A 20,047-nucleotide genomic window follows, 5' to 3' on the forward strand; every position below is an offset into this window, starting at 1 on the left:
ATGACGGCACGCGTCGCCGTCGGCCGCGGGCTGCTGGTCGGCGCAGGAGCGGGCTGCGGGCGCACCAGCGCGTAGCGGCGCAGGTCCTGCACCCACCCGGGCAGGCACTTGACCCAGGACTTAGCGCCGCCCGTGTTCCGCAGGAGATCGGCCTCCAGCAGCGCACGGTCCTGAGCAGTCATGCCGGCCAGGGACGGCCAGCCCTGCTCGCGCATCGTGGCCAGCAGCTTCGGAGCCACCCGGCGAGCCGTGGCCGCGCCCGCCTGCCAGCGCTTCATCTGCTGCAGAAACTCCCGGGCCGCCGAGAGCTCCTCCGGGGAGAACTCCGCCCCCTCCCTCTGTGACGGGAGCGACCGCGAGGTGCGCGTGGGAGGGGTAGGGGAGGAGGAATCCTCCTCCTCCGGGGGGTGTGGGGGGGACGCGATTCCGCTTCCCGGAACCAGGGAAGCGTTCTGACCTGCGGGAACGTGACGCTTGACGCTTCCCGGAACGCCGGAACCGTCGTTACCGCTTCCGGCGTTCCGGGAAGCGTTCTGACCTGCGGTTTTGTCAGCTTCCCCGAACAACGGTTCCGGCGTTCCGGGAAGCGTTGCGACCTGCGGTTTTACGGAGGAGTGATCTTCAGGCTCAGCGGATGCCGGTGACCAGTCCGGGTTCCAGGCCGGGTTGTCGTAGACGTCGTAGACGACCGGACCCTTGCGGCCCGGCTTGGTCGGATGCGGCAGCTGGCGGCGGCGGACGTACCCGGCCTCCAGCAGTCGGGCGAACGACTCGTAGACGGCGTTCTTGCCGACCAACTCCCGCGCGTTCTTGGCGGACCGGATGCCGCGTTCCTGGAGCTGCTGCCACACGGTGACCGGTGTGGACTCGGCACTGGAGGCGATGTTGAACATCACCTGCAACATGACTACGTAGTCGAGGGTGTGGACCAGGTCAGTGCCGGCCCCCATGTGCCGGGGTACGGATACACCGCTGACCGGTGCTTTTGCGGCTGTCAGCCGTGCGGACTCGTCTACGCGGACGCCGCTGCTGACGGACGGGTGCTGCTGGCTGTGCAAGGGGTCATCTCCCCATGTAGGGGAGTCATGATCAGCGAGTGTGACGTACTGTCGACCCGGGATAGTGGCGATGCGCGCGAAGCCGCGCATATCCTGGGTATAGGTGACCACGCGGACTCTAGGGTCCACGGGCATCACCCGGCAGACGAGGTCACCTCGCTGCTCACGACTCGGGTTCCTGGAAGTTCGTCGAGTCGATCGCTAGGAAGCGGTCCCGTTGTGGCGACGGGGCCGCTTCGGCGTTTACGGACCGGTTGGCATCAGTCTCCTTATCCAGCCTGTCGTTCTGGTTCCGGAGCCTGTGCCGCCTCTGGATGCTTTGCCGCCCAGCCGTTCAGCAGGCGAACGTAAGCCTCGAGGTGACGTCGGCGAGGTTTCGCCAAGCCAGTCTCCCAGCGATGGAAGGCCACGCGGGTGACACCAAAGACTTCGGCGACTTCTTCCTGCGTCAACCCGTCGGCTTTCCTCAGCCGAGCCCGGACGTCCGGCGGCGGCATGGCGTCCGGCCGCGCGAGCAGAGCATCGACTGCGTTGAGTAGCTCAGACACTGATCCCCCTCTCCTTACGCAATCCAGAACTATACATAACTCTGCACTTCTTCAGGTGGAGTTGGCGGCGTGTCACGCGAGAACTTGGAGCCGTGCGCCGTTCTAAGCGAGCCTGACGCAGGCGCAGACCGACGAAGAGAAGACCGAGGTTAAGGTCAATCGCATGCGCCTCGCCCTCTTCGACCTGGATGGCACCCTGGTCGACCGCACAGCTGCCTTCGCGGACGCCATAGCCGTCCTCAGCCACGACCACGGCTATGGGCCGGAGATTGAGCAGTGGCTGCTGAGCGAACTCGCCGACCGGGCTGAACGTCACGACTTCGTCCGCCTCCGTAAGGCCTTCAACCTCGACGAGGACCCTGACCACCTGTGGCGGGTCTACATTGATCGCATGGCGAGTGCCGTCACGTGTCGCCCAGCTGTTCTTGAAGCACTGAGTCGCCTCAAGGAGACCGGTTGGCGTATAGGCGTCGCAACTAACGGAGCCAGCGACATTCAGCGCGCCAAGGTGCGCGCGACCGGTCTTGCTGACCTGATCGACGGCATCGCCGCCTCGGGTGACATTGACGTTCGGAAACCCGATCCTCGACTGTTCGAGCTCGCCGCAGCCCGCTGCGGTACTCAGCTGACTCCCAGTGACTGGATGTGCGGAGACAACCCCGAAACCGACGTTGTCGGCGGCCACAAGGCAGGCCTGCGTGTGATCTGGGTACGCGATCGACCCTGGCCTGACGGCCTTACCACCCCACACCACACGGTCGACGATGTCACCCAAGCCGTCGAGTACCTGCTCACCCACTCTGCGGAGTAGCCCAGTGACCCACCAACCTGTCGTTGGCATCCTCCACCCCGGCAGCATGGGCGCCGCCGTAGCCGCCTGCGCCGCGACGAACGCGGCTGCGATCCTGTGGTGCGAGGCCGGGCGCAGCCCCGCGTCCGCGGCGCGAGCCCAGCAGTTCGGCCTGACGCCGGTGGCCGCGCTGTCCGAGCTGCTGGACCGCAGCGACATCGTCATCAGCCTCTGCCCGCCGGCCGCCGCCGAGGACCTCGCCCGTGACGTCGCCGAGCACGGCTTTACTGGGGTGTACGTAGAGGCGAACGCCATCAACCCCGAGCGGACGATGCGGATTGCCGAACTGCTCGGGTCTGCGGCGGCCGTCGTGGACGGCGGTGTCGTCGGCTCCCCGCCCGTACGTGGCAAGACGCCGACGCTGTACCTGTCCGGCCCGGCCGCCACGACCGCCCGGATCGAGGCGCTCTTCGCGGGTACCGCCGTGCAGACGGCGACGCTGGGCACGGAGGTGGGGAAGGCGTCCGCGCTGAAGCTGGCATACGCCAGCTTCCAGAAGACCTCGCGCGTGTTGGTGGCGCTCGCGGTCGGCATGGCACGCGAGCACGGCGTCGACCAGGAGCTCATCGAGGTCGCCTCCCGGCGCACCGACTCGTACCTGTCCGAGCCGCAGTACGTCGCCAAGACGGCGGCCCGCGCCTGGCGCTGGGGCCCGGAGCTGGAAGAAGCCGCCGACGCGCTCGCGGCCGCCGGCCTCCCACCGGAGATGCTGCGCGCGGCCGCGTCCACGCTGGCACGATGGCACGACGCCAAGGACGACAGCGAGCTGACGCTCACCGACGCCCTCAACCGGCTCGCCCAGCCGTAGCCCGCGCTCATGCCGTCGCCGCTCCCGCCCGCTGCGTCAGCAACTGGTCGATGAGCCGCGCCGCGTCCTGCGGTGACGCCACTGTGGTGTCCACCGTGAGGTCCCAGACCGTGTCCGGGTGCGCGGCCAAGTCCTCGCGGGTCGCCTCCCACGCCACCAGGCGCGCCATGGTGTCGCTGTCGCCCCGGCCATCGGACCGCTGCGCGGTCACCTCACGCGGACACCACAGCAGCACCACCGTCCAGTCAGCCGCGTAGCCGTCGACCAAGGCCCGGATGCCGTCGACCTGTCCGAGGTGCACCACCGGCACCCCGGCCGCGAATGCAGCGTCCAGGCCGGGCGCATCGATGACGTAGGTGTTGCCGTACCGGCTGTTCGCGTAGACCACGGCACCCGCGGCCTCCAGCTCACGCAGCTGCTCCGCCGTGCCCATCCGGTAGCCGGCGGACTTGCCCGTTCCGACCTTGAGCCGCGCGAACTGCGCGTACCGCAGACTCAGTTCGGTGAGCGCCATGGTGACGGTGTCCTTCCCCGCCGCCGGGGGGCCGTACAGGATCACGCCCCGTTTCTGGTTCATGCGTACATCGCCCCCATCGCCTGTCGGGCCTGGTCCGCGAGCGTCACCGCGGTGCCCAACCGGTTGTCGACGACCAGGTGCGGCACCGCCGGGCGCAGGTCCAGATCGATCGTGGCCATGTACTCGTCCCAGCGGGCGAGCTTCCAGGCGTCCCGGGCCGCCGAGCGGAAGGTGATGTACTCGCGCATCGACTCCTCATCGCACTGCACCCACACCGGAAACACGTCGACACCCATGGACGCGGCCCGGTTGGACAGGCGCTGCATCCACGCCGGGTCGGTCATCTCCGCGATGAACGGCGCACTCAGCACCGTGCTGATCCCGCACTTGATGTTGGCCATGGCTGACTGCATGAGGCAGTCGTACTCCACCGACCGGACACGCTCCCGGTAGAGCTCGGTGTGCCGGTCGTTCGGGTCACCGCCCAACGCGATCAGGAGCCGCTCCACCAACGGGCGGGTGAGCGGGTCCTTGTCAAGCAGCGGCCACCCGGTGAGCTGGACGAAGAACCTCGCCAACTCCGTCTTGCCACTGCCGGCGAATCCACCGACCAGGATCAGAACGGGGCGGTGCGGGTCGCCACCGGTGTGCCGCCGCTTCCAGGCGTCGATGATGCGCTGCTGGAGCGCGAAGTGGTCCGCATCGTCGCTGCCGGGTGCGATGCGGTGGATCGCCCGCTCGACGGCGAGGACGTGTGCGCTGTTGAGGCGGTCGTCCATCGGCGTGAGCTTGAAGGATGTCTCCTCCCCGGGCAACGGATTGCGGAAGCCGAGATCGGGCTCGGTGGTGCGGTAGAGGAGGCAGTAGGCGCGCCGGTAGTGGGGGCCCGGGTAGACCTCGCCCTGTTCGTGCTGCCAGAGAGTCTGTGGATTCGCGGCGGGGATGCCCTTGAGTTTGGCCTGCTCAGCCACCTGACGAAGGCGCTCGCCGGCCTTCTCGAGGGTCAGCCCGTGAGTCTCGCGCTGCTCGCGCAGCTTGTCCGGCCGCCAGCCCGCTCGGTGCTTCCCCACCCTGTGACCCTCCGTGATCGTCATGGCCGTGAGCCTAGAGCCAGGCCCGCAAATCCCATGTGTACGTGGATGTTGAAAACCCGTGAATGCGGGTGCGCACGAGCTTCGACAAGTCCTTGTGATGTTGCTTTTCGGCTCGCGCGAGTGTGATGGCCCCCGCACGACGACCAGCCATGAGGGGGCTCGAGATGGGTGAGTTGGAACGCTCAGGCATTGAACGCGTACTCCAACACGTACGCCGCGCTGTCCATGGTCATCTCGTTCACTTCGACAGCCCGAAGCGCAGCGTCGAAGGCTGTGCGGCACAGCTTGATGACAGGGCGCTCCAGAGGCATGGCCAGTCCTGCGGCCTCTTCAGCGACAGGGAGCCGGCAACGGATCTCCTCGCGGAAGTGAGCGGGCGCGTGACCGATCTCAGCGAATCGGGCGTACGTACCGCCTTCGCCAGTGTCGACGTGCATGATCGCTGTGCCTTCGACCAGCTCAAGGGGCAGGTACGAGGTCGCGAGCATGACCGGTCTGTCGGCCAGCACGAACCGCCGGGACCGAGCACAAACGAGTTCGCCCTCGTCCACGTCCAGCATCCGTGCGATATGCGCCGGGGCTGCCACGGTGTCGACGCGGACGTCGATCGTGACGGGGCGCTCTTCGTCGGCGGACCAGATGGATTTACCAGTGCCCCACTGCTCGCGTGCGAGTCGCTGGATGCCGTGGCGCCGGATCGGGCGGAACTCGATGACGCGGGCGCCGGCGCCCTTCTTCGTCTCCACCAGGCCCTCGATCCGCAGGATCTTGAGTGCCTGGCGGGCGGTGAGCACTGCAACGTCGTACTGGGCGGCGAGTGCGCTCTCGCCAGGCAACCGATCACCGGGACCGTACTCGCCGGACTCGATCGCCGCCTTCAGGGCGTCGGCAATCCGCTGGTACTTGGGCCGCTGCGGGCCCGTTTCACTCGCCATACGTCTCCCTACCTCGTTAGCGATCCTACGGCCGCTGGTTATCGAGGAACCGGCAAGGGCGCCCCGATGCGTGGGAGAGCCGCCCGAAGAGCATACCTCGTTAACGCACTACTTGACATCGCTAACGAGGGTGGGTCTACTAGGGACGTGCCGAACCTCGCTAACGAGGTAAGGGCGGGGCGCCGAAGAGGTGCCACTTCGCTCTACCAACTCGCTATCGGGACGCCTCCCGAGCACAGCACGTTCGAAAGGAGCACCACCCATGAACGCCACCCACACCCCCGCCACTGAGGACTTCGACGCCGAGACGCTCGGGCTCCTGGAGGCGGTCGAGGTGCCGCTTCCCGAGTTCACCGGCCTGGACGCGGCGTTCGGTACGCCGCTGGACCTGTACGAGCCCGCCGGCAGCCAACGCGAGATGCGCGCCTACGCCGCCGCCGTCGTCGTGGCCGCCCCGACCAGTCAGCGCCACCAGCTGTCGCGCCTCCACGGAGCCGAGATCCAGGCCCGCCTCGACGCGGGCCGCGACATCCTCGCCGATGACCCGGCCCTCACCGCCCGCGTCCGCGAGCGCCTGGTCGACGTGCTCCTCCCCCACGCCGCGCGGCTGCGCAGCACGCCGCCGGCCGCCGCGCCCCTCCCGATCGCTGCCTGACTCCCTCGCACTGCCCGCCGGGTCTTCGGACCCGGCTCCCCCACCCGGAACCGCCCCTTGGGCGGCGCCGGATGAGGGAGCCGGACCCTCGGTCCCCTCCCGATCAACTTCATATGTCTGGCTGACCGCCGCTTACATGCGCGGCCGAGGTGACGAACCACGAGGTCCCCCGGAGCACAGCCAGGTGAGCCACCCGCAGCCGTTGCGCTGCCCGTCGGCCAGGAGCAGGACCCGCTCCGCCCCCTGGCCGGCGGAGAACGCAGCAGCAAGGGAGACACCTGATGCGTCACAACGGACGGGCCCCCATCAAGGCCAGCACCATGCGGCCCGAACACCTCAACCTCCGCGACGGCGAGCCCCGCCTCGTGGTCTGCCCCGACTGCGACACCTGGCACCGCCTCACCCGGTCAATGATCAGGCCGCACCGCGACGGCACCGACACCCCGAAGACCGGCGAGCGCCGGTACCTCGGCGACAAGCCGGCCGGTGGCCGCCGCTGCCCCGGCAGCGCGCAGCGCATCACCATCGACGTGGACATCACCGAATGGGGCCACAAGGCCGCTGAAGCAGATGCCACTGCGATGGGACGTCGCAGCGGCAGGGTGAACAGCAAGCCCCGAGCAGCTGTCCCGACGCCGGTGCACCGTGTGGCCTCTGTGCCTGGCCCGAGCACACGACTGCTGGCCGCGCAGACTCAAGCCCGGGACGCCGTCAACCAGCACCGCGGCAAGTGCGGGGTGTGCCGGACCGGACGGACCCGCTGCCCCGTCGGCCGTGAGCTGGAGATCCGCATGGGTCACACCGACGCCGCGGTGCGGCTGGCACACGAACAGCACGAGAGTGCGCTGCGGGCCGCGGCCGCGCCGACCATCCCGCGTACCCAGCAGTGGCGCCGGGTGGCCGCTGACGTGGAGCGGGCCGACAAGCGGCGCATGATGCTGCCCGCGGGCGACGCTCCGCTGGAGAGCCCGCCGGTCCCGCTGGACACGCTCCGCCCCAAGCCTCCCGCGCGCTGACCCACCCCTTACGCGAGCGCGGCTGTGACTGCTCTCGCTCCGGCACCGCCACCTCTGCCGGGCCTCCCCGCAGCCCGCGCTGCCCATCGTCGACCGTGCCCATGACGGGCCCGGTAGCCGGTGGAGTGCGCAGGACGCACTCACGCGACGAACCCCCAGGGATGCCGCCCTGGGGGTTCTGTCGCAGGTCACCCTTTCAGAGAGGACGACCCACATGCGCAGCATCGCATCCCGCCCCAGCGTCCAGGACGAGATCGGCCCCCGCCGCCCGGGCGCCATCTACGCCAACACGGACGGACGCTTCGAGGTCCTGGCCCTAATCACCGATCCGGTAGAGGCCGCGCAGCTCCTCCGCCGGGCCGCCCGGTGGGCGGTCATCGTCCGCGACACCCTCCGCGCCGACGGCCAGCCCTTCGCGGTCGGCTCCGTGTGGACGACGTCCGACTACCTGGTCCGGCCCGCCCGAACCGGCTACGCCGCGGCTGCCTGACGCTCCGCCACGGTCCGTCTCCCGCCCCACCAGAGCGCTGAATCGGGGTGGGAGACGGGCCGTGGCCGGCCGTCCGGCCGGCCAATACAGCGACAGCCCCGGAAGGTCAGAGCTCCGGGGCTGTCCGGTCAACGGACCACAGAAGGAGAATCCCTTGACCACGACGATCATGACACGAACCGCGGCCCGGACGACAGTGGCCGCAGCCAACCCCGAGTACGCGTGCGACCAGTGCGGCACCTGGCACACCGGTGCCTGCCCCGCCGCCGCGCACCACCAGCTCGAGGATCTGCTGGCGCGGATGGTGCGCGAGGCCGACGCCCGGATCCCGGACGGCCGGCGGGCGCGCCGCACGCTCCAGGAGATGGCGCCCGGCCACCAGCGGCAGCCGGTGCTCACCCTGCACCGGCCGGTGATGGCCGACGACGCCTGCCCACTGTGCGGCCGCTGGACGTGCGACCCGAGCACCTGCCCGCCCGGCGCGGCGCCCGCACCGGCCACCGCGGTCCGCGCGGTCCGGAAGGCGGTGACCGCATGATCACCCGCCTGACCGAGGAAGAGCGCAAGAAGCTGTCCGACAAGGTCCGCGAGACCAACAAGCAGTCGCAGCAGCGGCCCCGCCGCTGACGAGACGAGCGGATGCCTCACCTCATACACGCGGCCCGGGCAGCGCAGCACCGCGCCGCCCGGGCCGCCCTCACGATCGGCCCCGCGCACCCGCTCACCCGACTGCTGCTGGTGGCCGCCGCGGTGGCGGCCACCGCGGCCTGGGAGGCCGGGCACCCCGTCGCCGACCTTCACCCCCAACCCGCCCGCCGGCACCACGAAAGACGAGCAACGCGTGCCTGACGCCCTGTACCAGCGCTACCAGCAAGCGCACCGCGCCCACCAGGCGCACCGCACCGACTGCCCCCACTGCACGGACCGCGCCCGCTGCCCCGACGGCGAGCGGCTGTGGGCGGCGTTCGAACGGCTGCAGGACGCCTACCTCAAACGCCAGCGCACCCGCTGAGCTCTTCCCGCTCAGCCGACACCGCCACCTCTGTCGGTTGCCTGACCCGCCCGGCCCCGCCCCGCACCCCTTCGTGAGGCGGCCGGTCCGGGCGCGGTCCAGGGGAGCCGGACAGCCCGGACCCACCGAACCCTGAGATGAGGCCCGCATGCCCATGAAGACGACCGCCCCCGCCATCCCCACCGTCGCCGCTGCGGTGTTCACCGACGCGACGCTGCGCAAGGCGCAGGAGATCGCCGCCAGCTCCTACCTGCCGGTGTGGACCGGCCCGTCCGGCGAGGAGTCCTCCGGCGAGGCCGTGGCCCGCCACCTGGAGGCCACCATCGCCCTGCTGGAGAAGGACGGCTGGATCCGCGCCTACGACTACGGCAAGGACTGGTCGACCGGCGCGCACCTCGCCGACGACGACTCCATGACCGTCAAGGACATGCTCCGCGCGCTGCTGCGCTTCGTCCGCGAGGAGAGCGGCACCGACCCGCAGCGGACCCTGTCCACCGCCCTGCGCCACGTCGGCGAGGCCGGCGAGGCCGGTGACACCGACACCGCCAACGTGGCCGGCTACGTCCTGGACCGGGTGATCCAGGCCCATACCGGCTCCGACTCCGCCCGCGCCACCCCGTGGTCGGAGCGGCAGCACCGCACCCACGCGGACGTCACCGCCCTGCTGAGGGCCGGCGCCCGCTTCGCCCGCACCTACGGCCCCGCCGACCAGAGCGCGCGGGCCGCCTGACCCCCTGTCGGTTGCCTGACCCGCCCGGCCCCGCCCCGCACTCCGCGTGCGGCGGCCGGTCCGGGCGCGGTCCAGGGGAGCCGGACAGCCCGGACCCCGTACCAAGAAGGAGACTTCCGTGAACGGCAAGAAGCAGTGGCACGACGCCTCCCCGCGCGGGGTGGTGCTCGGCATCCTGGGCGTGGTCACCCTGAGCGTGGCCATCCTGTCGGTGGCCGTGTCCTACGACATCCTTCAGCCGAAGTTCGGGGCGTGGGCGGTGCCGACCGTGGGCGCCCTGGACGCCCTGTGGGTCGTGTTCCAGGCCACCGAGATCCTGGCCGGCAACAACCGCGCCCGTGTCCGCCGCGTCCAGTACGCCGGTCTGGCGCTCACGGCCGTCAATGCGGCCATCCCCACCGCCGACCTGATCCTGTCCCGGGCTGACGGGTTCGACCTGGCCGTGATCCTCACCCCGATCGCCATCGTCGCGACCAAGACCGCGTGGTGGATCGCCCTGCCCTCGCTCGGGCGGAAGGTATCGGCCGGCACCCAGCAGGCCATCGACATCAAGCGCCAGGAGGTCGCCGACCGCCTGGAGGAGATGGAGGCCGAGGCCGCGCACCGGATCGAGCTGCTGGAGCTGGCCACCACGCTGGAGAAGCAGGTGGCCGAGGCCGAGACCCGCTACCGCAAGTCGGTGCTCAAGACGCAGCAGAAGATGACCGAGAAGCTGCACGGGCAGGCCGAGGCCACCGCGAGCACGGTCACGGAGAAGGCCCTGCCCGCCTCCGTGGCGGCGATCCGCCTGCCGGAACTCGGACAGTGGGCCCCGACCGCGCCCGCCCTGCCCGGCACGGCCGACCGTGACGCCTCCGGCCCGGACATGCCCGCCCTGCCCGCCGGGCGTGACGCCTCCACCACCGGCGGCACGGGCAGTCACGCAGGTCAGGACGGTTACGCGTCCGACCGTGACGGGGTCCGTCACACCGGGCGTGACGCCGACCGTGACGCCGTCACGCTCGCGGACCTCGCGGCCGTCGCGGGGGTGCCCACCCCCGTGCCGGGTGAGCAGCTGACCGACGGCCAGCTGGACGTCGTGCTGCGACACCTGCGCTACCGCGAGGACCCGCCGCTGTCCTACCGGCAGGCCGTCGCCACCTTCCGCGACGGCGGCTTCGTCGGCAGCGAGAAGCGGGTGCGCCGCGCCTGGGGCGCGCTGCTGTCGAACGAGGAGACCCCCGCGGGCGTACGCACCGAGCCCGCCGAGGCCTCCGAGGACACCGACAGCGAGGACGAGCCCGAGGACGCGGACGCCTGACCAACCCCTGTCCGGCACCACCAGTGAGGGCCGGCCCGCACCCCTGCGGGCCGGCCCTTGCTGCGACTGCCGGAACCAGCACCACGCAGTCGACCCGGTGCAGACCCGGCGAGTGACCCGGCGAGCGAACAACACGCTTCGCAGACCCGGCAAGCAGACCCGGCGAGCACCACCACAACCCAACCGGAGAACCCGACACCGACAGAAGGAGAAGGGGTGTGGCAAAGCAGAAACAGCAGGCCGGCGACGACATGGCGGGCCAGACGGCGGGCGCCATCGGCGTCCTGGCCATCGCGTTCGGTGCCCTCGCGGCCATCAAGGACAAGCTCGGCCTGTCCTGGCCGGCCACCGTACTGCTCACCACCGGGGCACTGGTCGCCCTCGGTTATGCGGCCTGGCGGATCCGCACGGGCGTCAAGCAGCTCTGGGCACGCGAGGCGCAGCCCGCGACAGCCCTGAAGCAGGACGCGCCCGTGGCCTCCCTGGACGGGGAGCCGACGGACGCCGAGGCCGCCCCGGCGCACCCGGAACTCACCGCGGCGCTGCGCACGGCCGGCGTCATCGGCAACGAGCAGGTGATCCGGGCCGACGAGGTCACGATCGCCCCGGTGCAGACCGGCGAGGTCTACGACTTCCTGGTCCCCAAGGGCCGCACGTACGAGGACGTGGAGAAGCGTCTGGGCACCGTGGCGGGCATGTTCGGCGTCACCCGCCTGCACATGACCATGGAACGCAGCCGCGACAACGAACGCCGCGTCAAGCTCCTCAAGCTGCACGAGCCCCCGTTCACCCGCCCGTTCCCGGCCCCGACTCGGCAGGAGATCGAGACGTTCGCCGGCGTTCCGCTCGGTCACGACGTGACCGGCCGGCTCACCGGGGTGCCCACGTTCGACAAGGCGTCGCTGCTGGTCGCCGGCATGACGCAGATGGGCAAGACCACGCTGGTCAACGGGCTAATCACCTGCCTGCTGATCGCCTACGGCGAATTCGAGCTGTATCTGCTCGACGGGAAATTCTGCGGGCTGACCCGGTTCGAGCCGGTCGCCACCCGCTACGAGTCGTCCGACGACCCGGCCGTGTTCTGGAGCATGGTCCGGGAACTGAATGTCCGCTCGGACAGCCGGTACGCGAAAATCAAGGAGGCCATCCGGAACCGGCAGCCCGCACCAGAATTCAAGCCGGTCATTTTCATCGTGGACGAGGCGGCCGACTTCTTCGCGTCCGGCGCCACAAACGAGGAAAAGGACCAGGCCAAGGAGATCGCCAAGGACACACGGCAGCTGGTCTCCAAGTCCCTGGAATCCGGCATCTCCACGGTGCTCATGACACAGCGCCCCTCCGTGAATGCCATTCCCGTCGAGGTACGGGACCAGTTCCTCTACCGGATGTGCCTGTACGTGGCATCGGCGGGAACCACCAAGGTTGCTCTCGGTGACACCTATTTCGAGACGGTCGCACCGATCAACCCGGCACTCCTCGACCCGGATATCAAGGGTCAGGCGGTCCTCTTCGCCAACGGGCGCTCCACCCTCATCCGAGGCTTCAACTTCGACGACAAATTCATCTGGGATGTGGTGGACGAAAAAACCACCAAACGCCTGGAGGCACTTCCGGAGGAAACTCCGCTCCGGCAGGCCATCGATCTGATGCGCAGCAAGGGCGTGGACTTCATGACCACTCCGGACTTGGCGCCCGCCCTCGGAATCCTGGAAGACGACGATGTCGAGCGCGGAAAGAAGCTCAAGGAGCTTCTCGGAGGCCCTCGCACCTACAAGAACTCACGGGGCCGCGGCTACCGCCTGGACGACCTGGTCGCCTTCGCGATGTCCGGTTCGTGACCGCCACGCGGCACCGCCAGCGCACCGCCACAACACCGCCATCGACCGCCATGGCACCGCCATCCCGACGGTCCCATGGCGGTCGGTGGCGGTCGCATGGCGGTGCCATGGCGGACCGCCATGGCGGTTCTGACCTGCAAAAACACCCAAGAACCCAGGAAAGGAGGGAAGACGCTCTTGAGAGCCTCTACAGCGGTCACTATCGGCTTAGGAGCGACCGCGGCCGTCGTCGTGGCCGCGCTCGTCCAGGCCGCCGGCGACGACCCCATGGGGACGGCGCTCAGCCTGGCCGTCCCCGCCGACTACAAGAACCTGATCGAGGACGCGGGAAACACCTGCCCCGAGGTCAGCCCGAACCTGCTCGCCGCCCTGCTCACCCAGGAATCCGGCTTCAATCCGAAAGCCAAGTCACCGGTCGGAGCGCAGGGCATCGCACAGTTCATGCCGTCCACGTGGGAAGCCCACGGAATCGACGGCAACGGCGACGGCACACGCGACGTGTGGGATCCCGAGGACGCGATCCCCTCATCCGCGAAATACCTGTGCACCATTGCCCAGGACGTCAAAGGCGTGCCCGGGAACAAGCAGCACAACATGCTCGCCGCCTACAACGCCGGAAGCGGCGCCGTCCAGAAATACGGTGGTATCCCGCCCTACCAGGAGACGCAGAACTACGTCCGGTCGATCACCGCACTCGCCAACCAGAACCAGGGCGGCGGCGGAAAGGCGGCGACCACGGACCAGGCCACCACGGCCATCAGCGCGGCGAAAGAAATGCTCGGCACCCCCTATTCGTGGGGCGGAGGCAGCGTAAACGGCCCCAGTACGGGAATCTGCTGCTCTCCCAATGGCAACTCCGGAAAGACCGTCACCGGTTTCGACTGCTCCGGACTCACGCTGTACGCCTACGCGAAGGCAGGCATCACCCTGCCCCGCACGGCAGCCGCGCAATACGCCGCCTCCGAGCCGGTCAAGCCCGGACAGGTAAAGCCCGGGGATCTTGTCTTCTACGGCGAAAGCGCCACGAGTATTCACCACGTCGGCATTTACGTCGGCGGCGGCTGGATGATCGACGCTCCCCGCCCCGGCACACAGATCCGCTATTCCCCCCTGGACACCATGACCGACCTGTACGCCGTCGCCCGGCCCACCTTGCACACCAACAAGGAGATCTGACCCATGCGCAAGAACGTCCTCGCCGCCCCCGTCGACATGTCCACCGGCTTCAAGGACTTCTTCGACACCATCGGCCTCACCGGCGGCGGCCTGGTCACCAAGGGCATCGCCGCCGTCATCGCCGTCATCGCCGTCCGCATGCTGCTCCAGCTGTCCAACGACCCCAAGGGAGCCCTGCGCAAGGGCTCCATGGCCGTGGGCACGCTGTTCGTCGCGGTGATCCTCGCGCTGTACGGCGACACCCTGTTCTCCACCGTGACCGAGGCCAAGGGCTGATCACATGGCGTTCCGAGCAGACGACCCGTGCGACGCCCTGAAGGGCACGCCGGGCTACGAGTACTGCGCGCGGGACAACGACGGCGGCGGTCCCCCCGACGGGGGGCCGCCCGGCCCCGGCGGGGGCCAGGGCCTCACCGACGGGGCCGCCGGCAACGTCCGAGACCTCGGCGACAGCCTGATCAAGAAGATCATTGATCTGGTCGCCCCCAAGGACACATGGGCGCCGGAGCAGGCCGACAGCTGGATCTACCAGCAGTTCCTCTGGCTGGGCCAGCACCTGGCCGTCGCCATCTTCATGTGTGTCGTCGTCGTGTGCGCCCTGACCGCCTGGCAGGGCGCACCCCGCCTGAAGCAGATGGGCGCCTCGACCGGCTGGACGCTCGCGGCCGTCGCCGGCATGGCGTCGGTCCCGGGCGTGGTGATGCTGCTGAACAAGGCCGTGAGCGCCGCGTTCACGGTCGCGTTCGACAGCGACGAGTCGACCCTGTTCACGGTCATCCGTGAAGACATGAAGGAGGCGGCAGACGCAGACAACCCGCTGTCGGTTCTGCTGATCTTCGCTGCGCTCGTGGTGGCCCTCGCCTTCGCGGCGCTGGTGTTCATGACGCGCAACCTCGGCATCCTGGTGTTCGTCTGCATAGCTCCCGTGGTGCTGGCGTCGCTGGCCCGCGGGGGCGACACGTCGGCGGTCAAGGCGTGGGCGCAGCGGCTGCTGGGGCTGATGTTCGCCCCGTTCGCACTGCTGCTGGTCAGCCCGTTCGTGAAGCTCACCGAGGGGGCGCTGGTGATGGACGCCGTCCTGCTGGTGGCCGCGGACGCCCTGATGCTGCGCATGATTTTCCACGGTGTGCCGTACATCGGCCCCCGGGTAGCCGGCGCCGCCCGGACACTGGTGGAGCGCAGGACCGACAACCCGCTGGCGCGGGCGGTCGTGCGGGCCGGCGTCCCGGATGTGTACGAGCAGGAGACCACGCCGCGCGGGCCGCGCACGGTGGACACCCCGCGCCGCGCCGTGTCCCAGGACACCGGTGTCCTGTTCGCCGCGTACGGGATCAAGCGGCAGCAGCGGCCCGGGCGGCTGACGACCGAGTCTGCGGTGGCGAAGGCCCGGCACGACGCGGCTCGCACCGCGCACATCACCCAGGCGCGCCGCGAGGCGCGGGCCGCCGCCACACCGTCGACACCGAACCCCCGGACTCCCGGGGCGCCCACACCCACACCGGCACCCACACCGGCTCCGGTGCCGAACCGGCCGAACAACCCGTAGCAAGCCGACCGTCCTGGCCCCGGCGTGCTGCCCCGCTCTGCGGTGGCAGCGCGCCGGGGCCAGGCGGTCTCTCCGCCCGGCCGGCGCACCGGCCGTCCTAGACACCTGTACTTGAGGAGGACCCGCTGTGTATTCCCTGACGCCCGGCTACCGCGTGCCCGCCCTGCAGCGCGGACTGAGCCCTGCCGAGACTCTGCTGACGAAGGCGAACGCCGGGGTCGGGGGCGCCGTGCTCATGTCGGCGATGCTCACCCCGCCCCCGGCATGGACGTTCGGCGCGGTGGGCGCCGCCGCGGCGCTGCTCAATCTGGCGCCGGGGCCGCGCTCGCTCGCCCGGTGGGCGGCCGTCGGCTACAGGCACCTGCGGGAGCGCACCGCCCCGGACACCATGGCCACCGGTGCGGGAGTGACCACCACGTGGACGCTGTATCCGGAGCACGGCACCATGCAGGACCCGCAGCAGCGGGCCGCGTTCCACGAGGCGTTCTCCCGCGCCCTCGCCTTCGCCGGCGACCAGGCCCGCGGCGCGGGCCTCCAGGTACACGTCACCCACCACGCCGCCGTCGGCGACTACACCGCCCACACCCAGACGCTCTCCGTGCACGTGCCGAAGGGACTGGTGGGCCGGCCCGCCCGTGTCGTCGATACCCTGGCGCACGAGTTCGCTGGCCTCGGGGTGCTGACCCCGGTGGAGCCCGGGCCGGTCCCCGCCGTGACCGCGCGGGGCCCGGGCTGGGTCGGTCTGGGCGACGGCCGCTACGCCAGCACGGCACGGATCACCGCCTGGCCCGAGGAGACCGGCGGCGACCTCATGCCGAAACTGCTGCTGGGCCACGGCACCGACCGTTCGCTGGCCGTCCTGTACCGGCCGCTGCCCGCGGGCCAGTCCCGCCGGTCCGCGAAGTGGCAGCGCGCCGCGTCCGAGGCATTCACCACGGACAAGGTCAAGCAGGACACCCACGACCTCGCCAGCGGGACGACGCATGGTGCGCTGGTCCAGGGCGCCACGCTCGTGGACCTCGACGCCTACCTGACGGTGTGGGGCGACAGCCCCGAGGCCGTCACCGACGCCCGGTGGCAGGCCTGTCTCACGGCCGACCGGCACCGCATCCGGCTCGACTGGCTCACCGGCCAGCAGCACCGCGCCCACGTGATGACCACCCCGCACGGAGCCTCCACCCGGAAAGGGGCGATCCTCTGATGATCCGCCTGCCCTCCAGCCACGCCGCCATCACGGCGCCGCTCGTCGCCTCCAGCACCCGCTTCCCCGGCATCCCGATCGGGCGGTCGCTGCTGGACGGCCGCCCGTTCCACCTCTCCCCCGTCCTGACCGACGCCGCCGTCCTGCCCGCCACGAACAGCCTCGCCCTGGGCGGTCTCGGCTCCGGCAAGAGCACGACGGCGAAAGCCCGGATCCGCCGCGAGATCCTCGAGCACGGTCACCAGGCCGTCGTCATCGACTCCTTCGGCGAGGACAACGCCGGCGAGTGGGCGCCCCTGGTCCGCTCGCTGGGGGGCCGGGTCATCGAGGCCGGCTCCTTCACGCTGAACCCCGTCTCCGGCCTGTTCCCTGCCGAGGTCCGCGAGCAGCTCGTCCGCTCGCTGATCGCCGCCGTGGAGCCCGGCGCCCTCACCCCCCAGGCCACCCACGCCCTCCAGCACGCCCTGAACCACCCCAAGGCAACCAGCCTCAACGGCCTGGTGGACGCCCTGGTCCAGCCCGAGGACGGCAGGTGGCCGGCCGCGAAGCTCATCGAGTGGGGCGAGGGCGCCGCCATCGCGCTGTCCCGCTACACCGAAGGATCGCTGCGCGGCCTGTTCGACGGCCAGGACGCCAGCCTCCCCGAAACCGACCTGCCCATCCTCTCCTTCGACTTCTCCCGGCTGGACCGCAACAGCCCCGCGATCCCGTCGCTGATGGCCGCGGTGGCGTGCTGGGCAGAGCACGTCTGGCTGCGCCAGTCGACCGCCGTCCACCGCCACCTGGTCCTCGAGGAGGCATGGCAGATCCTGCTCTCCCCCGCCACGGCAGAGCTGATCCAGCGACTCCTGAAGAACTCCCGCAAGGCCGGGCTATCCCTGGACGTCGTGATGCACACGCTGTCCGACCTCGGCGACGGCAAGGCGCAGGACCTGGCGCGCCTGTGCGAGGTCGCCCACGTCGGACGCCTGGGCCCGGAGGAGGCGGCCCTCGTCGGCGCCCTGCTCAACCTGCCCGCCTGGGCCATCGACCGGATCCCGGCCCTGGACCCGGGCCAGGCCGTGTGGAAGGTCGGCCCCGACTACGTCGACATCGTCCAGACGGTGATCAGCCAGGACGAAGCCACGCTCACCGACACCTCGTCCCGGCGCCGCATGGCACAGCAGGCCCTGGCCGTCGAACAGCACACGACTGTGGCGCCCGCGACCGACCCTGCCGTTGAAAGCGACGACGACCAGGGCCAGGACGACGATCTGCCCACCGAGGCCGGGCAGGACGATGGTGACGGCGCCTGGGACTGGGAGATGCCTCCCAACGTCATCGACACCCGCCACCACGACGTCCTCCAGGCCGCGATCGACGGCCGGTGCAACGAGGCCGCCCACCTCGCCGCCATCGGCGAACGCGCGGACATCACCGCCCACGGCATCAACTCCGACCAAGCCGTCTCGTGGCTGTCGACCCGGGCCCGGGTGGCGGAACTGTGCGGAAGCCCGGACCAAGCCATACAGTTGCGCGCTACCGTCGCCCGCATGGGCAAAGACGTCGAATGGTTCGAGCGGACCACAGACGACAGCACATCACCGCAATGGCACCGCGGACCTCAACCCGCTACGCCCGAACCGCCCGTCGACGACGCACAGCCGGTGAAGGGACGCCGGCGTACCTGGCCCTACGTCGCTGCCATCGCTTGCCTGTCCGTCGCGGCGGCCTGTGTGTGGCATGCCGCCGACGACGAGGAGCGCCGTCAGGAACGCCAGGAGACGGCTGCCGCGTACAAGGGCAGGTCGGGGACTGCGCTTCGTGTCGACGGCGTCGAGGCAGACCTGGTGGCGCACTGGAACGGCGACCGTGACCGCGTCATCGTGGAACTGCGGTCGTACGCCGATCGCAACGCGCGATACCTGCGGATCGATGCCTCGGGGAAGAGCGCGTACACCACCCGCGGAGATGACCGCTGGTTCCCCAAGGCGCCGGAACTCGCTCTGCCAGTCACGGATCCCATCGCTGACGTGACGGTCCGGGTAGCGATCGGCGGGAAGGACTGGAAGGAAGGGTCTCGAGCAGAGTCCCGCACAATCCGCCTGTCGCCCACCGGTACCGCCTACGACGCCGACACCGGAAAGCAACTGCCATCCGACCTCTGACCCCGCGACGGCTGATGGGCCCGCATCCCCGAACGCCGGGGCGCGGGCCCCTCGCATGCCGCGACCAACCACCGGACGCTCCGCCTGGTCCTCGCCCACCCGCCGTGCGGCGTGCGAGGACCGGGCAGGCCGTCCGGCCTCGCACCATCAACCCCCTGTCCCCCATCGATTGGAGAACTCGTGGCTGTCATAGGCGTGCTGACGGAGCCCCCGTGGCTCTGTACGCGACGGAGAGCAGCGTTTTGACAGCAGTTCCGACGGCGTTGTGACCGTCGGCGCCCGTTGATTGTTCACGACGACGGGCAGCAGCGCGGGGGCGCTGAGTGAGGGCGAACCGTCGGCCCCTCGCGCAGTTTCCTAGTCACCGTCATCGGTGGTCCGGTTCAGGCCCCGGCGCCGGTTCTTCTCGGAACGGCGCAGCAACTCCCCCGCAGCAAGCGTCACGGTCGCCACGCCGCGGACCCAGCGGGGCCCGCCGCGCTCCGCCCACACCACACATGCGCATCCGCCAACGACGAGCGCCAAGACGCCGAGCAGCACCAGAACAGCCATGTTCCCCCCTGCATTCGCTCATACGGTTCTGGTGATCGTCTCAGGCTAGAAAGGGATGCCCCAACGGGATGTCCCGCCCAAACGCCACCTGGGCAACATGCCGTACGTCCCACCGACGGGACGACGCAAAAGCTCCGGCTACAGGGACAGTCCGTCGGTGGCGACCGTGTCGTCGCCAGACGCCTGCCCTCGATTCAGGCTGCTGGCCATCGTCGTGAACATCGACCCCACCTCACCGTAGATGCCTCCCGCAGCCGTGAACAAACGCCGCTGTGAGTCGTGAATAAAGCCACCCCCAGCCCCGACCTGGTGGCAAGTCAACCGCCACAAGATCTTCGGCGTCACCGGGCTGCTAATCGGCTACCTGATCGGCACCCACCTGCACGGCGCCCCCGAGCAGCAGCCGGACACGCCCCGGCCGGGCCACACCACGCCCGCGCCGGCCACGCCCGGTGAGCACCCCACGCGCACGGCCCACGGCCTCGCCGCATAACCCAGCCGCACCACCCGCTGCGCCCCGCCGACACCAGCACGACGTCGGCGGGGCGCAGCGCTGTCCCCCGACGACTGGAGG

22 protein-coding genes are annotated in these 20,047 nt (G+C 70.1%); 16 read left to right on the forward strand and 6 right to left on the reverse strand.

Annotation, left to right across the window (positions count from 1 at the left end; translation table 11 throughout):
- Together AB0I73_RS35685 and AB0I73_RS35690 are read right to left on the reverse strand one after the other, a co-directional pair.
- Window positions 1–950, reverse strand: a 950-nt coding sequence (locus AB0I73_RS35685) for a hypothetical protein (protein WP_363044523.1), incomplete at its 3' end; no start/stop codon positions are given.
- Between the two features lie 377 nt (window positions 951–1,327).
- Window positions 1,328–1,555, reverse strand: a complete 228-nt coding sequence (locus AB0I73_RS35690) for a helix-turn-helix domain-containing protein (protein ID WP_363044563.1) — start codon at window positions 1,553–1,555, stop codon at window positions 1,328–1,330.
- Window positions 1,556–1,769: 214 nt separating this feature from the next.
- Between AB0I73_RS35690 and AB0I73_RS35695 the strand changes: the two genes are divergently transcribed.
- Both AB0I73_RS35695 and AB0I73_RS35700 read left to right on the forward strand, forming a co-directional pair.
- Complete coding sequence (locus tag AB0I73_RS35695; protein ID WP_363044525.1) at window positions 1,770–2,417, forward strand: HAD family hydrolase; 648 nt, start codon at window positions 1,770–1,772, stop codon at window positions 2,415–2,417.
- Window positions 2,418–2,463: 46 nt separating this feature from the next.
- A complete protein-coding gene (locus tag AB0I73_RS35700; protein WP_363044527.1) occupies window positions 2,464–3,264 on the forward strand; it encodes a DUF1932 domain-containing protein in 801 nt (266 codons plus the stop codon).
- A 7-nt stretch (window positions 3,265–3,271) separates the two neighbouring features.
- Here AB0I73_RS35700 and AB0I73_RS35705 read toward each other — a convergent pair whose 3' ends face one another.
- The 3 genes from AB0I73_RS35705 to AB0I73_RS35715 form a co-directional block, all read right to left on the reverse strand.
- Window positions 3,272–3,841 (reverse strand): guanylate kinase, encoded by a 570-nt coding sequence (locus tag AB0I73_RS35705; protein ID WP_363044529.1) that lies wholly within the window; start codon window positions 3,839–3,841, stop codon window positions 3,272–3,274.
- The gene (locus tag AB0I73_RS35710) at window positions 3,838–4,875 is read right to left on the reverse strand and encodes an AAA family ATPase (RefSeq protein ID WP_363044531.1); all 1,038 of its coding nucleotides are present in this window, start codon (window positions 4,873–4,875) and stop codon (window positions 3,838–3,840) included. The genes AB0I73_RS35705 and AB0I73_RS35710 overlap by 4 nt, the downstream gene beginning before the upstream one ends.
- A 182-nt stretch (window positions 4,876–5,057) precedes the next feature.
- Window positions 5,058–5,810 carry a GntR family transcriptional regulator gene (locus AB0I73_RS35715; protein ID WP_363044533.1) on the reverse strand — a complete coding sequence of 251 codons (753 nt, stop codon included), beginning with the start codon at window positions 5,808–5,810 and terminating at the stop codon, window positions 5,058–5,060.
- 262 nt (window positions 5,811–6,072) lie between these two features.
- Between AB0I73_RS35715 and AB0I73_RS35720 the strand changes: the two genes are divergently transcribed.
- The 14 genes from AB0I73_RS35720 (at window position 6,073) to AB0I73_RS35785 (ending at window position 18,921) form a co-directional block, all read left to right on the forward strand.
- Window positions 6,073–6,465: a hypothetical protein gene (locus AB0I73_RS35720; protein ID WP_363044535.1), complete on the forward strand. Its 393-nt coding sequence runs from the start codon at window positions 6,073–6,075 to the stop codon at window positions 6,463–6,465.
- 281 nt (window positions 6,466–6,746) lie between these two features.
- Window positions 6,747–7,481: a hypothetical protein gene (locus tag AB0I73_RS35725; RefSeq protein WP_363044537.1), complete on the forward strand. Its 735-nt coding sequence runs from the start codon at window positions 6,747–6,749 to the stop codon at window positions 7,479–7,481.
- 214 nt (window positions 7,482–7,695) lie between these two features.
- Entirely contained in the window at window positions 7,696–7,971 is a 276-nt protein-coding gene (locus tag AB0I73_RS35730; RefSeq protein WP_363044539.1) for a hypothetical protein, read from the forward strand.
- Window positions 7,972–8,125: 154 nt separating this feature from the next.
- Complete coding sequence (locus AB0I73_RS35735) at window positions 8,126–8,509, forward strand: hypothetical protein (protein ID WP_363044541.1); 384 nt, start codon at window positions 8,126–8,128, stop codon at window positions 8,507–8,509.
- Window positions 8,510–8,610: 101 nt separating this feature from the next.
- Window positions 8,611–8,820, forward strand: coding sequence for a hypothetical protein (locus AB0I73_RS35740; protein ID WP_363044543.1), 210 nt, complete (start codon window positions 8,611–8,613; stop codon window positions 8,818–8,820).
- The gene (locus tag AB0I73_RS35745; RefSeq protein ID WP_363044545.1) at window positions 8,813–8,983 is read left to right on the forward strand and encodes a hypothetical protein; all 171 of its coding nucleotides are present in this window, start codon (window positions 8,813–8,815) and stop codon (window positions 8,981–8,983) included. Before AB0I73_RS35740 ends, AB0I73_RS35745 begins: the two co-directional genes overlap by 8 nt.
- A gap of 148 nt (window positions 8,984–9,131) precedes the next feature.
- On the forward strand, window positions 9,132–9,713 hold the full coding sequence (locus tag AB0I73_RS35750) for a hypothetical protein (RefSeq protein ID WP_363044547.1): 582 nt from the start codon (window positions 9,132–9,134) through the stop codon (window positions 9,711–9,713).
- 118 nt (window positions 9,714–9,831) lie between these two features.
- Complete coding sequence (locus AB0I73_RS35755) at window positions 9,832–11,013, forward strand: hypothetical protein (RefSeq protein ID WP_363044549.1); 1,182 nt, start codon at window positions 9,832–9,834, stop codon at window positions 11,011–11,013.
- Window positions 11,014–11,231: 218 nt separating this feature from the next.
- Window positions 11,232–12,851 (forward strand): FtsK/SpoIIIE domain-containing protein, encoded by a 1,620-nt coding sequence (locus AB0I73_RS35760; protein ID WP_363044551.1) that lies wholly within the window; start codon window positions 11,232–11,234, stop codon window positions 12,849–12,851.
- Window positions 12,852–13,082: 231 nt separating this feature from the next.
- Window positions 13,083–14,027 (forward strand): bifunctional lytic transglycosylase/C40 family peptidase, encoded by a 945-nt coding sequence (locus AB0I73_RS35765; protein WP_363044553.1) that lies wholly within the window; start codon window positions 13,083–13,085, stop codon window positions 14,025–14,027.
- Between the two features lie 3 nt (window positions 14,028–14,030).
- Window positions 14,031–14,303, forward strand: a complete 273-nt coding sequence (locus AB0I73_RS35770) for a hypothetical protein (RefSeq protein WP_109382917.1) — start codon at window positions 14,031–14,033, stop codon at window positions 14,301–14,303.
- Window positions 14,304–14,307: 4 nt separating this feature from the next.
- Window positions 14,308–15,573, forward strand: a complete 1,266-nt coding sequence (locus tag AB0I73_RS35775) for a hypothetical protein (protein WP_363044555.1) — start codon at window positions 14,308–14,310, stop codon at window positions 15,571–15,573.
- A 127-nt stretch (window positions 15,574–15,700) separates the two neighbouring features.
- On the forward strand, window positions 15,701–16,774 hold the full coding sequence (locus AB0I73_RS35780) for a hypothetical protein (protein ID WP_363044557.1): 1,074 nt from the start codon (window positions 15,701–15,703) through the stop codon (window positions 16,772–16,774).
- Window positions 16,774–18,921, forward strand: coding sequence for a hypothetical protein (locus AB0I73_RS35785; protein WP_363044559.1), 2,148 nt, complete (start codon window positions 16,774–16,776; stop codon window positions 18,919–18,921). Before AB0I73_RS35780 ends, AB0I73_RS35785 begins: the two co-directional genes overlap by 1 nt.
- A 357-nt stretch (window positions 18,922–19,278) precedes the next feature.
- Here AB0I73_RS35785 and AB0I73_RS35790 read toward each other — a convergent pair whose 3' ends face one another.
- A complete protein-coding gene (locus tag AB0I73_RS35790; RefSeq protein ID WP_363044561.1) occupies window positions 19,279–19,473 on the reverse strand; it encodes a hypothetical protein in 195 nt (64 codons plus the stop codon).
- Window positions 19,474–20,047: the final 574 nt, after the last annotated feature.

Origin of the sequence: Streptomyces sp. NPDC050388 (assembly GCF_040655635.1) — a bacterium.
In the GTDB taxonomy this organism is placed as follows: Bacteria; Actinomycetota; Actinomycetes; order Streptomycetales; family Streptomycetaceae; genus Streptomyces.